Source organism: Clostridium sp. J1101437_171009_A5 (assembly GCF_015547905.1).
In the GTDB taxonomy this organism is placed as follows: domain Bacteria; phylum Bacillota; class Clostridia; order Oscillospirales; family Oscillospiraceae; genus Pseudoflavonifractor_A; species Pseudoflavonifractor_A gallinarum.
Map to the genome: position 1 here is coordinate 39,723 of NZ_JADMVY010000012.1, position 12,590 is coordinate 52,312.

The following is a 12,590-nucleotide window of genomic DNA, read 5'->3' on the forward strand; positions in this document are numbered from 1 at the left end:
CCATATGTTTCACTTCACGGCGCCGCTTATTTGCTCATGGAATGACCCAGGACAATGCGCTCCAGATTGGCAGGCAGTTCCCGAATCCGCTTTCCGCAGGCGTCGTCGATGGCATTGATGATGGCGGGGGCCACGTTGCAGGTGGCCGGCTCGCCCAGGCCCTTGGCCCCCAGAGGGCCGATCTCACTGGGGATCTCCAGGGCGATGGCGTGGATCTGGTCCGGCACATCCAGCGCCGTGGGCACGATGTAGTTCTCCAGGTTCAGGTTCCGGATGCGGCCCTCCTTGAGGTCCACCTCTTCGGTGAGGGCATAGCCGATGCCCATGGCCACGCCGCCCCGGATCTGTCCCTTGACTTCCTCCATATCCAGTGCATGGCCCACGTCGTGGACGGCAAAGTAGTCGTCCACCGACACGGCGCCCGTCTTCAGGTCCACCGTGACCTCGGCCGCTGCCGCGCCGTAGACCCAGGACCAATAGGCGTCGCCCACGCCGGTGCTCCGGTCGTAGTTGAAGGGAGGGGCGGCAAAGTAGCCCAGGGAGTTGAGGTGATCGGAGTTATTGAAGGCATCCCCGATGACCTCCAGAAGGGCCACCGAGTTGTCCGGATTTTTGGCGTCGGTGATCTTCTCCTCGGCAAAGACCACATCCCGGGTGCCCAGGCGCTTCTCGGCGTAGCCGGTCAGCTTCTCCCGCACGCTGAGGCAGGCCTTCCACACCGCGCCGCCGGAGAACACGGTGCCGCGGGTGGCCACCGTAGGACCGGCGTCGGTGAGATAGCCGGTATCCACCGGGGTGACGTGGATCTTCTCCCGGGCCACGCCCAGGGTCTCATGGACCACGCTCACCAGCATATTGGGGCCGCCCTGGCCCACCTCGGCGATGGAGGAGGCCACGGTGACGCTCCCGTCGGGCTGGAGGGCGATCATGCCGCTGGCGGTGTCGATGCCCTGACCGGCCGCGCCGAAGGACTCGCCCCGGTGCAGGAAGGCGATCCCCAGGCCCTTTTTCGTGCCGGTGTGGCTGGCATTGTAGGCGGCGATGCGCGCCCGCCGCTCCTGGATCTGAGCCGCTTTGTCCAGGGCCTCATAGCACTGGTCCAGGGTCACGTTGGTCATGTGCTGGCCGGTGGTGGAGGTGCATCCCTCATAGAGCATGTTCTTCTTGCGCAGCTCCACCGGGTCCATGTGCAGCTCCTTGGCGATCTCGTCCATGAGGGACTCGGAGCAGAAGTCCACCTGGGGCGAACCGAAGCCACGCAGGGCGTCGGAGTAGACGTTGTTGGTGTAGACGCTGGTGGAGATCGTGTCGATGTTGGGCACGATATAGGGACCCGCCGCCTCGATGGCCATACGGGTGGTGACCGGGAAGGTCTTGCTCTTGTAGGCTCCGCCGTCCAGCACCAGCCGGACCTGCATGGCCTGGAGCTTGCCGTCGTCATTGAAGCCCACCTTGTAATGGGCGTGGATGGGATGGCGCTTGGTCCCCTCCAGGATGGACTCCTCCCGGGTGAGCCACACCTTACAGGGCCGGCCCAGCAGGGTGCTCACCAGCGCCGCCCGGCTGGAGGCCATGGCGATGTCGTAGTTCTTGCCGCCGAAGGAGGCGCCGATGGTGGCCAGGATCACCCGCACCTGGGTGTAGGGCACGCCCAAGGTCTCGGCCACCGTCTTGCGGATGACAAAGGGGCTGTTGACCGGGCAGCGGACGATGACCTCGTTGGTCACCGGATCGGTGTAGGCCACGGCCGCCTCGGTCTCGATGCAGACATGCTGGACCCGGGAGGTCACATAGTCCCGCTCCAGAATGTGGTCGCAGTGCTGGAAGGCCTCCTCCACATCGCCCCGCTGGGTCTTCCAGCGGCAGATGGTGTTTCCGCCCTCGTGGATCAAAGGGGCGTCCTCATCCAGGGCGCGGAGGGGATCGAAATTGGCGGGGAGCTCCTCATACTCCACCTGCACCAGGGCGGCGGCCTCCTCGGCCTGCTCCCGGGTCTCGGCGGCGATGAGGGCCACCGCGTCGCCGATATAGCGCACCCGGTCGCCGCAGATGACGGGCCGGTCACAGGGCTGGTTGGGGATGCCGGGGATGTCCTTGGCGGTGAACACCCGGAGCACGCCGGGGACCTGCTCGGCCCGGGCCGTGTCGATGGAGCGAATGCGCCCGCTGGCGATGGTGGAGCGCACGACCTTACAGAAGACCATACCCGGCATCTGGATATCATTGGCATAGATGGCCTTGCCGGTGACCTTGGCCAGGACATCCCTGCGGTTGTTGCTCATAAACGATCCCCCTTCTCAGTTCTCTTCCCAATCCCGGTAGGGAGAGCTGTAAATTTCCTTCCCCAGGGCGTCGCACACCGCGTTGAGCACCGCCGGATTGGAGGGCACCACGGCAGCCTCGCCGATGCTCTTGGCACCATAGGGGCCGTTGGGCTCATAGGCCTCAATGAAGTCCACCTGGATGCTGGGCATCTGGTCGGCGGTGAACATCTTGTACTTGCGGAAATTGTTGTACACGTTGCGGCCGTTCTCGTCATACTTGAGTCCCTCGCACAGGGCGTAGCCCAGGCCCATCTGGATGCCGCCGTGGAGCTGGCCCTCAATGCCCATGCGGTTGATGACCTTGCCCACATCGTGGACGGCCACATAGTCGGTGACGGTCACCTTGCCCGTGGCCTTCTCCACCTTGACCCGGGCGAAGTGGGCGCCGTAGGCGGTGGGACCGTTGGGCATGGGATAGGTCTCGGAGCAGATGATCTCCCGCTTGGACTTATCCTGGGCATAGACCACCACGTCGCTGAGCGAGACCGTCTTGTCCGTGGCCTTGGAGTGGATTCCGCCGGGGACCAGCTCCAGGTCCTCCTCCTTCTCCTCCAGGAGAAGGGCGGCCTCCTTCACCAGCTCACGGCCCACCGACTCGGCGCACTTCTTGGCGGCGCTGGCCACCACGAAGATGCCGTGGCTGGAGTAGTCGCCCAGCTGCCAGGGACAGGCATCGGTATCGGCCTCCATGGTGGTGATGGACTCCAGGGGGATCTGGAGGGTGTTGGAGACCACCTGGGTCTGGGCCGTGACCGAGCCGTTGCCCATGTCGTGAGTGCCGGTGAAGTAGGTGCAGGTCCCGTCCTCGTTCATCTTGAGCATGACGCAGGCCTGATCCCGGTGTGCGCCGAAGCAGCCGCAGCCGTGGGCGCCCACCGCCATGCCGACGCCGATGGAGTATTTTCCGTCCTCATCGGAGAGAGGCTTCCAGTTGGCCATCAGTTCCACGCCCCGACGGACGCAGTCCTTGGGATGGGGGTTGCCCAGCTTGAAGCCCATGGGATCGCTGTCCTCCGGGTTGACCAGGTTCTTCATCTGGAAGTCCACCAGGGACATGCCCAGGGCCTTGGCGATCTTCTGGAACTGGCGCTGCTGGCCGAAGAAGGCCTGGGGAGAACCATAGCCGCGCATGGCGCCGGCGATGGGGGTGTTGGTGTACACCGGGATGCCGGTAAAGCGCATGTTGGGGATCTTGTAGACCTTGAATACCTTATGGCTCAGGGCGCCCAGCACGTTGAGGGCGCTGGTGGCATAGGCGCCGGTATTCGTGATGATGCGGATATCCTGGGCCACGATGGTGCCGTCGTTCTTCACGCCGGTCTTGAGGTAGACCACCGAGGCGTGGCGGGTACGGGTGGAGTCGATGCAGGCCTGACGGGAGTAGGTCACCTTCACCGGACGGCCGGCCTTCATGGAGAGGAGGGCGGCCACCGGCTCCAGGGTCATCTCCAGCTTGCCGCCGAAGGCGCCGCCGATGGCGGGGGTCACCACCCGGATGCGGCTCATGGGCAGCTTGAAGATGCGGTGGAGGGCGATGCGGTAACCGAAGGTATTCTGGCAGGAGGTGTAGACCGTCAGCTTGCCGGAATAGTCGTAGTCGGCGATGGACACATGGGGCTCAATGGCGCAGTGGTGCACCGCCTGCGTGGTATACCGGTCCTCAAAGATGCGGTCGGCCTGGGCAAAGCCCTGCTCCAGATCACCGGCGTTGTGGACCATAGTGGTGATGGCGTTCTTGTCGCCGTGGATGGGGTAGGCCCCCTCCTGCACGGCCTCCTCCGGGTCCAGATAGACCGGCAGGGGCTCATATTCCACCTTGATGAGTCCCACGGCCTTCTTGGCGATGGCCTGGGTATCGGCGGCTACCGCCGCCACACGGTCGCCCACAAAGCGGACCGTGTCGTCAAAGACCCGCTCGGTGTCGGGGATCTGGTGCTCATAGAAGCGCACGGCGCTGTTGTACAGGGTATCGGGGGAATTCTTGTAGCACACCACGGCGCGCACGCCGGGCAGGGCCTCGGCCTCACTGGTATCAATGGACTTGATCTTGGCATGGGCCACCTTGCTGAACAGGACCTCGCCGTACAGCATCCCGTGGAGCTTCATGTCACCAACATACATCTTTCGGCCGGTCACCTTCAGCGCCGCGTCCCGAATGGGGGTACTCTCACCAATCCGGCTATAATCCTCCATATGTATTCATCTCCTCATCCGATTTACGGCCATCTGAGCTGCCCACGGCATCCTTTGACGTAGCCCGTACACGGTTCACATAGCCTGGAGCCCGGTGCCGATGCCGCCGGTGCTCTCTGCACCGCCCGGTGGTTCCGACACTCAGGTATGCCCGGCGTACAGTAGCCGTTTTGTTTGCCTTGTGATTGAAAAATGCGTATAAAAAAGCAGGCGCTCCATCTTTTTTTGGATGGAGGCGCCTGCTTCCCTGTATTCTTCGTGCCAAACAAAGCTGCAGTTCCGCCTCCATCCAAACGGAGTGGTTCACATGCACGTCTTCATACACCCGCACCTTACCCTCACGGGCTCTCCCGGCGGCCAGGGTAGCAAGCACAATAGCTCTACCGCGCATAAGAGAGGGTCATACCTCGGTGTTCAGGTCACTTTGTCGGGACTTTGCGCTGCTCCTGGAAGCTTAGTGCTCCAGCAGCTTGGGGGACTGCTCCTTCACCAGGGCGTCGAACTCCTTGGAAGCGGCGGCCCGCTTGGCGTTCTCGGCGGACTGCTCCTCCACGAAGCTGGTGAGCGCGTGGGTGGGGCAGACGTCGGCGCACAGGCCGCAGGAGCGGCACAGGGTGCGGTCCAGCTTCATCTCGGGGAACTCCACCTTGCGGGCGTTGTAGCAGCAGACGGTCTCGCAGCGGCCGCACTTGGTGCACTTGCCGGGCTCGTAGTGGAAGCCCATGTCGGTGATGTTCTCGGTGCTGGGGAAGTTGGGCAGGGCCACGCCCATAGCCTCCTGGATGGAGGAGAAGCCCAGCTGAGCCAGACGGTCGGAGAGCTGATAGCACATCTTCTCCACATAGTCCAGGCCCTTCAGGATGCCCACGGAGCAGATGCCCACGGCGTTACAGCCGATCATCAGGTACTCGATGGCGTCGTCCGCCTTCATCACGCCGCCGGTGCCGTACAGGTTCTTGTAGCCGGGGATGTTGCGGGTGATCTGGCTGTTGATGCGCATGGAGATGGGCTTGATGGGAGCGCCGGTCATCCAGCCGTAGCCGTCGTTGCTCATCATGACAGGGGCGCGCTTCTCCACATCGATCATCAGGGTGGGGCCGATGGAGTCGATGGCGCAGATGCCGTCGGCGCCGTGCTCATAGCACTTCTTGGCAGTAGCCGCCGCGTCGGGCCAGTTGCCGGAGAGCTTGCAGATCACGGGGATGTTCACGTGAGCCTTGGCGTAGTCCAGCATGGGCAGCAGGGTGTCCTCGGTGTAGGAGACCAGCTCGATGATGTGCGCGCCGGCCTTCTCCACGTCCTCCACAATGGCCTGAGCCTCCATGGGGGTGTGGCCCACGGAGCCGATGACGATGGCGCCCGCCTTGACGGCCTCGGGGATCTCCTTCTCATACCACTGGAAGCGGTCGGAGTCGGCCCACTTCTCGCAGTTCAGAATGGCCTCGTTGTTGATCTTGGCCATGTGGTGGGCGGGGTTGATGGCGGCGCCCAGGCGGATGGTCTTGGTGACCACAGCGCCCACGCCGGCCTGATAGGCACGGATCATGCCCTCGGAGCCATAGGTGAGGGGGCCGGAGCCTACGATAAAGGGACTCTGGAGGTCATAACCACAGAACTTGACGCCAATGGAGGCGCCTTTCACCTTTTCCTTATCAAACATCTATTTCTCCTCTTTTCTCCGTCAGATTAGCCTTTCTGATACTCTTTGGCCGCGTCCTCAAAGGCCTCCACCAGCTGCTGATATCCGGTGCAGCGGCACAGGTTGCCGGCAATGGCCATCTTGATCTCGTCGCGGGTGGGGTTGGGCTTCTTGTCCAGCAGCGCCTTGGCGCTCATCAGGAAGCCGGGGGTGCAGAATCCGCACTGGAGGGCGTGGTGGTCCAGCACAGCCTGCTGCACCGGGTCCAGCTTGCCGTTCTTGGCCAGCCCCTCCACGGTGGTGACATGCTTGCCCTCCACCGAGGCGGCCAGGACGATGCAGGAGTCCACGGCCTCCCCTTCCAGGATGACGGTGCAGGCACCGCACTCGCCCACGCCGCAGCCTTCCTTGGTGCCGGTGAGGCCGGCCACGTCGCGGATGACGTCCAGCAGGCGGGCGTTCTCGTCGATCTCCAGGGAGACCGGCTCCTCATTGAGGATAAAATTCAAAGTGATCTTCTTCATATCCATTTACCCCCTCAGTCCTCGGGCAGCCCGGCGGCACGGCACAGCGCGCGCTGGATGAGGGCCTCGATGACAGGCTTCTTGTACTCGGTGGACCAGCGGATGCCGGTACGGGCGATCATCTCCTCGGAGACGGCCTTGCCGGCCTCCTCGAAGAGAGCGGCGGAGGGAGCCTTGCCCACGATGAGGGCCTCGGCCTTCTCCACCCGGTCGGGGGTGGAGAACACACAGCCGGGGGCGATGCGGGCGGCGGCGATGACGCCGTTTTCCATCTTCAGAGCCACGGCGGCGTTCATACGGGAGATGGCCAGAGCCTTGCGGCGGCCCAGCTTGATGAACGCGGTGGAGTAGTCGTCGATCCGGTCGATGAGAATGCTGGTGACCATCTCATGGGGAGCCAGCTTGAGCTTGCCGGCCTTCTCCATGGCGTCCTTCACCATCACTTCCCGCTCCCCGTCCACGCTGACCACCACCAGGCGGGCGTTCAGCGCCACAAAGGGAGAGAGGGTGTCGGCCGCGGGGGAGGCGTTGCAGATGTTGCCGCCCACGGTGCCCTTGTTGCGGATCTGGGTGGAACCCACGGTGGAAGAGGCGATGGAGAGGAAGGGCACATGCTTGCGCAGGACCTCCGACTCGTTGACCTCGGTGTGGCTGGTCATGGCGCCGATGCGGATGGAGTCCTCCCGGACCTCAATGCCGCGCAGCTCGGGCAGCGCCTGCACATCCATCAGGTATTCCACGTCCTTCAGGCGGGAGGAACCCTCCCGCAGCTGCACCATCAGATCGGTGCCGCCGGCGTAAGGCTTAACCTTCTCGCCGTATTCCTTCAGATAGCCCAGAGCTTCCTTCAGGGTCTGGGGCTTCAGATAACTCAGCTTCTGCATGGTATCCCCCTTATCTCAGCTTCTTGCCCAGCAGCACCCGCTCCAGGTTGGCGGGATTCTCACGGATGCGCTTTCCGGTGGCGTTGTAGATGGCGTTGGCGATGGCGGCGCCCACCACCTCGGTGGCCGGCTCGCCGATGCTCTTGGCGCCAAAGGTGCCGCGGGGGTCGTCGCACTCGAAGATGTTCACGTCCATCTCGGGCATATCGGCCGCGGTGGGCACGATGTAGTTCTCAAAGTTCTGGTTGCGGACCTTGCCGTTGCTCACTTCCACTTCCTCGGTGGTGGCGTAGCCCTGGCCCATCAGGATGCCGCCGTAGATCTGGCCCATGACCAGAGCGGGGTTGACGGCGGTGCCCACGTCGTGGCTGGCGGTGACCTTCTGCACGTCCACGTAGCCGGTCTCCATATCCACTTCGATCTCAGCCACCACGCAGCCGTAGGCGTAGTTGGGGAAGGCGACGCCCTGTCCGGTGTGGTGATCCTGGATGCAGGCGGGGGGCATATACCACTCATAGGCGGCCATCTGGCGGCCGGTCCACAGAGAGGCGTTGCACACGTCCTTGAAGGCGACCTTCACGTCGGGCTTCTCAGTGGTGTGGAAGAAGCCGTCCTCCAGCACGATCTGCTCGATGCTCTTCACGTTCTCCTGGTCCTTGAAGAAGCCCAGAGCCAGGGCGTTGGCGCGCATGATCTCGTTGAGCTTGTAGCCCACCTTGCGGGTGGACTGGGAGCCCATCACGGTGCCGCGGGAGGCCACGGTCATGCCGGAGTCGGCGATGGCCTGGGTATCGGTGCCGTAGAAGCGGATGGCCTCGTAGGGCACGCCGATGGCCTCGGCAGCGATCTGGGCAAAGGCGGTCTTCAGGCCCTGGCCGTTCTCGGCAAGGCCGGTGTTGATGAGCACGGTGCCGTCCTCATTGGCGATAGCCATGGCGCCGGAGGCGTCGGGAGACTCGGCGCCCAGGCCGCAGCCACGGTGGCCGATGGCGATGCCGATGCCCTTGCGCTTCTTGGTGGAGGTCTGGTGCTTATACTCCTCGTGCTTGCGCTGGTAGTCGGTCTTCTCTGCGGTGTAGTCCATGACTTCCTGCATGTTCACGTGGTCCAGCACGGTGCCGGTGGCATTGGTGGTGCCGTCCTTGAGGCAGTTGATGCGGCGGAACTCCAGGGGGTCCATGCCCAGCTCCTCGGCGATCTCCTCAATGAGCTGCTCCTGGCCCCAGATCAGCTGGGGAGAGCTGTAACCGCGCATGGCTCCGCCGTGGATGTTGTTGGTGAACACGCCGTAAGTATCGGTCTTGACGTTGGGGATGGTGTAGGCGCCGCAGCTGTGGATGCTGGCGCGGGAGTTCATGAACTGGGTCTGGTTGTTGTAGGCGCCGCAGTTGTCGATCTGGGTGCCCTCCCAGGCCACGATATGTCCGTCCTTCTTCACGCCCACCTTGTAGCGCAGCAGGAAGGGATGGCGCTTGGCGCTCTCCAGGAAGGACTCCTCCCGGGAGAAGGTCATCTTGACGGGGCGGCCCACCAGGCGGCACAGATAGGCGCAGCGGGCGGCCAGCATGCCGACGCCCTCCTCCTTACCGCCGAAGCTTCCGCCCAGGGTCTCCTGGAACACGCGCACGTCGTGCATGCCCACACCCAGGATGTCGGCCACATAGCGGCGGGTAAAGAAGGGGTTCTGGCTGGAGGAGTGGACGGTCATCACGCCGTCAGCGGGATTCTGGATGCAGACCACGGCCTCGGGCTCGATGTAGGAGTGCTCGATGTACTGGGTCTCGTACTCCCGCTCGATGATGAGGTCGGCCTCGGCAAAGCCCTTCTCCACGTCGCCCTTGCGGATGGGGTAGATGGAGTCGGTAAAGACGTTGTCGGGATACTGCTCGTGCACCGCGGGGGCGCCGGGCTTGATGGCGTCGCGGATGGTGTAGACGCCGGGCAGATCCTCATACTCCACCTCGATGGCCTTGAGGGCCTCGTCCACCAGGGCCTTGGTCTCGGCACACACGATGGCCACCACGTCGCCGGCATATTTGACCTCTTTGGTCAGGTACATGTAGGGGGCGTTGCCCGCGCAGCTCTTGGGCTTGGGCATATCGTCCGCCGTCACCACGGCCAGCACGCCGGGAATGGCCTTGGCCTTCTCGGTGTCGATCCGGGTCACCTTGGCGTGGGAGCGGCCGCTGCGCAGGCAGCCGCCGTACACCATATCGACAAATTTCAGGTCCGCGGCGTAGTGCGCGCGTCCGGTCACCTTGTCGATACCGTCGATGCGGGGGACCGAGTGGTTGACAATTTTATAATTCTTCTTCAGCTCGCCTAACAGGGGCATGAAATCACCTTCCTCTTGCATGGAAATCCCATCCGGAACGGGACCTTTTCTCCGGTGTTAAAGGTACAGTCGGGTCGAAAAAGTCCGGATTACTTGAACTTCCAGAACTCCGCACAGGCCTGCCGCATGTCGGCGCGGGCCTTCTCAACGTCCAGCGTCGTGATAACGCCGTCCTTCTTGAGCTGCTTTCCGCCGACAAAGACGTTTTTCACGTCGGCGGGGTTCCGGTACAGGATCAGTTGGTCGTAAATATTCTTTTCGTTGATGGGCGTGGGCGTATCGTTCATGCTGACCGTGATCACGTCCGCCAGCATTCCCGGGGCAATACACCCCGTATTTTCCATGCCGAGGGCTTTGGCCCCCATATCCGTGGCCATCTGGTAGACCTGCCGGGCGCCCATCGCCTGTGGGTCCTGCCGATGTGCCTTGTGGATAAGAAATGCGCCGCGCATAACCTCGAAGAAATTATTGATGTAGCCGTCGGTGCCAATCCCAACCTTGACCCCGGCATCCAGGAGCTCGGTGACCGGTGCGACTCCGCCGCCCACCTCGCAGTTGGACAGGGGCATGGTCACGGCACTGGCGCCGCTGCGGCCCAGGATGTCGATCTCCTCCTGGTTGACCTGTACGACCTGGGAGGCCAGGACATCGCTGTCCAGACAGCCCAGCTCATCATAGATGCACACAGGCTGCTTGCCGTAGTGCTCCTGGGTCCAGTTGGGTTCAAACACGCTCTCAGAGAGGTGCATATGGAATTTGGAGCCCAGCTCCTTTGCCATGGCGCGGGCCTTCTGCACATATTCCTTGGAGCAGGTAAAGAGGGTATGGATGCTCATCGCGCCCTTTACCAGAGGATCGTCGGCGTGATTCCGGATGAAATCCGCGTTCTCCTTCAGTCCAAGCTCTGCATTCTCGCTGCTCATCCGCTCGCAGGCCTCGAAGGTGAGGATGCCGCGCAGACCGGCCTCACGGATGACCTGAGCCTCCCGCTCCAGCGCGCCCGGAATGGCATTGGGCGCCTCCAGAATATCAAAGAAGGTGGTCACGCCGCTGTCGATCATCTCGACACTGGCCCAGCGGGTGGTGATCTCCGCCAGCTCCGGAGTAATCCGGTTCTCGATGTAGGGCCACCAGAAGTCGTCCAGGAAGCTGGAGAACTCGGTCACCACCGCATCGGTGCTGATGCCGCGGGAGAATACATTATACATATGGTTGTGCCCGTTGATGAAACCGGGCAGGATGACCTGGTCGGTAGCCTCGATCACCGTATCCTGCGCCTGAGCGCTCAGGGTCTCGTTGGGCCCCACTTCTGCAATGAGACCGTCCCTGAGCTTGACGCCCCATCCGGTCTTGAGACCTTCCTTCAGGAGCACTGCTCCGCCACGGATGATAGTTGCCGCTTCCATACATACACCCTTCCCGGCAGTCCCGGCGCCGAAACGTGTTCCGTTCTCTGGTAAACTCCCTGGTTTTCCCCAGACCGGTGAAAAAATGGCGACACATCTTGTCGCATGTGCCGCCATGTTTCGTTTCAGCGCACAGGCGCCTGTTTTTGAGTTCCTGCATCGCAGGGGAATGTTCCCCCCGCCCGCCGGCGCTGGGCCGGCGGGCGGAATGGGTCAATTGTGATTTGCCGAGGCTTAGCGGCGGCTGGCCACGTTGCCCATGGTCAGAGCCATCAGAGCCTTGATGGTGTGCATGCGGTTCTCGGCCTCGTCGTAGATGACGGACTGAGCGCTGTCGGCGACCTCGTCGGTGACCTCGATGCCGCGGTCAGCGGGCATGCAGTGCATGTAGATAGCGGTGTTCTTGGCCAGGCTCATGCGGCGGCTGTCGACGCACCAACCGGGATTGGCGTTGATCATCTCGACGCCGGTCTTCTCGTCGTCGCCCACGGCCATGATGGGGCCCCAGCCCTTGGCGTAGACCACGTCGGCGCCCTCGCAGGCAGCGTCCATGTCGTTGCAGACCTCGAACTTGGAGCCGTAGAACTCAGCGTTCTTGCGGGCGGTCTCCATGGCCTCGGGCATCAGCTCGAAGTCCTTGTTGGGCACAGCCAGGGTCACGTCCATGCCGAAGCGGGGCATCAGGGTGATCAGGGACTGAGCCATGGACAGGGGACGCATGTAGTTGCCGGCGGAGGTCCAGGAGATGACGAACTTGCGGCCCTTCAGCTCATTGTGGAACTTCTCCTTGATGGTGAACAGGTCGGCAATGGACTGAGTGGGGTGCCACAGGTCGCACTGCATGTTGTAGATGGGAATCTTGGAGTACTTAGCCAGCTTCTGCATGTAAGCATGGCCGCCCACCAGAGTGTTGCGCACGCCGATGCCGTGGCCCATGCGGGAGAGAACCTCGATGGTGTCCTGGGGGGTCTCGCCGTGGTCGATCTGAGTGGCCTTGGGGGTCAGGTAGTTGCCGTGGCCGCCCAGCTGGGTGATGCCGCACTCGAAAGCGTTACGGGTACGGGTGGACTCCTCGAAGAACAGCATGAACAGAGACTTGTTCTTCAGCAGCTCATCATACTTGTGGGTGTCCAGCAGGTTGTCCATCTTCAGAGCGGACGCCACGTCCATGAGGGTCTCCAGCTCCTCGTTCGTCCAATCCTGCTCACAGAGAAAATGCTTACCTTTGAGACCTGTCTGCATGATAAAAACCTCCCAAAAAATTTTTTCAAAAGTCTCTATATCT

The 12,590-nt window shown here is 62.7% G+C and carries 8 protein-coding genes; all 8 read right to left on the minus strand.

The annotated features are described in order from the left end of the window. Positions 1–26 precede the first annotated feature (26 nt). Positions 27–2,282 (minus strand): xanthine dehydrogenase family protein molybdopterin-binding subunit, encoded by a 2,256-nt coding sequence (locus I2C21_RS14375; RefSeq protein WP_195279590.1) that lies wholly within the window; start codon positions 2,280–2,282, stop codon positions 27–29. 15 nt (positions 2,283–2,297) lie between these two features. Then, positions 2,298–4,517, minus strand: a complete 2,220-nt coding sequence (locus I2C21_RS14380) for a xanthine dehydrogenase family protein molybdopterin-binding subunit (RefSeq protein WP_195279591.1) — start codon at positions 4,515–4,517, stop codon at positions 2,298–2,300. Between the two features lie 454 nt (positions 4,518–4,971). Beyond that, positions 4,972–6,177 carry a 4Fe-4S binding protein gene (locus I2C21_RS14385; protein WP_101691904.1) on the minus strand — a complete coding sequence of 402 codons (1,206 nt, stop codon included), beginning with the start codon at positions 6,175–6,177 and terminating at the stop codon, positions 4,972–4,974. Between the two features lie 26 nt (positions 6,178–6,203). Continuing rightward, the gene (locus I2C21_RS14390; RefSeq protein ID WP_101691903.1) at positions 6,204–6,680 is read right to left on the minus strand and encodes a (2Fe-2S)-binding protein; all 477 of its coding nucleotides are present in this window, start codon (positions 6,678–6,680) and stop codon (positions 6,204–6,206) included. A gap of 14 nt (positions 6,681–6,694) precedes the next feature. Then, on the minus strand, positions 6,695–7,564 hold the full coding sequence (locus I2C21_RS14395; RefSeq protein ID WP_186963363.1) for an FAD binding domain-containing protein: 870 nt from the start codon (positions 7,562–7,564) through the stop codon (positions 6,695–6,697). Between the two features lie 10 nt (positions 7,565–7,574). Then, entirely contained in the window at positions 7,575–9,899 is a 2,325-nt protein-coding gene (locus tag I2C21_RS14400; protein WP_101691901.1) for a xanthine dehydrogenase family protein molybdopterin-binding subunit, read from the minus strand. Positions 9,900–9,988: 89 nt separating this feature from the next. Continuing rightward, on the minus strand, positions 9,989–11,305 hold the full coding sequence (locus tag I2C21_RS14405) for an amidohydrolase family protein (protein ID WP_195279592.1): 1,317 nt from the start codon (positions 11,303–11,305) through the stop codon (positions 9,989–9,991). Positions 11,306–11,539: 234 nt separating this feature from the next. Then, entirely contained in the window at positions 11,540–12,547 is a 1,008-nt protein-coding gene (locus I2C21_RS14410) for an ornithine carbamoyltransferase (RefSeq protein WP_101691899.1), read from the minus strand. Between the last annotated feature and the right edge of the window lie 43 nt (positions 12,548–12,590).

Bases quoted from the DNA above. Each gene is read 5' to 3' on its own strand.
- I2C21_RS14390 (WP_101691903.1), bottom strand. From the start codon at position 6,680: ATGAAGAAGATCACTTTGAATTTTATCCTCAATGAGGAGCCGGTCTCC.
- I2C21_RS14405 (WP_195279592.1), bottom strand. From the start codon at position 11,305: ATGGAAGCGGCAACTATCATCCGTGGCGGAGCAGTGCTCCTGAAGGAA.
- I2C21_RS14395 (WP_186963363.1), bottom strand. From the start codon at position 7,564: ATGCAGAAGCTGAGTTATCTGAAGCCCCAGACCCTGAAGGAAGCTCTG.
- I2C21_RS14375 (WP_195279590.1), bottom strand. From the start codon at position 2,282: ATGAGCAACAACCGCAGGGATGTCCTGGCCAAGGTCACCGGCAAGGCC.
- I2C21_RS14380 (WP_195279591.1), bottom strand. From the start codon at position 4,517: ATGGAGGATTATAGCCGGATTGGTGAGAGTACCCCCATTCGGGACGCG.
- I2C21_RS14385 (WP_101691904.1), bottom strand. From the start codon at position 6,177: ATGTTTGATAAGGAAAAGGTGAAAGGCGCCTCCATTGGCGTCAAGTTC.
- I2C21_RS14410 (WP_101691899.1), bottom strand. From the start codon at position 12,547: ATGCAGACAGGTCTCAAAGGTAAGCATTTTCTCTGTGAGCAGGATTGG.
- I2C21_RS14400 (WP_101691901.1), bottom strand. From the start codon at position 9,899: ATGCCCCTGTTAGGCGAGCTGAAGAAGAATTATAAAATTGTCAACCAC.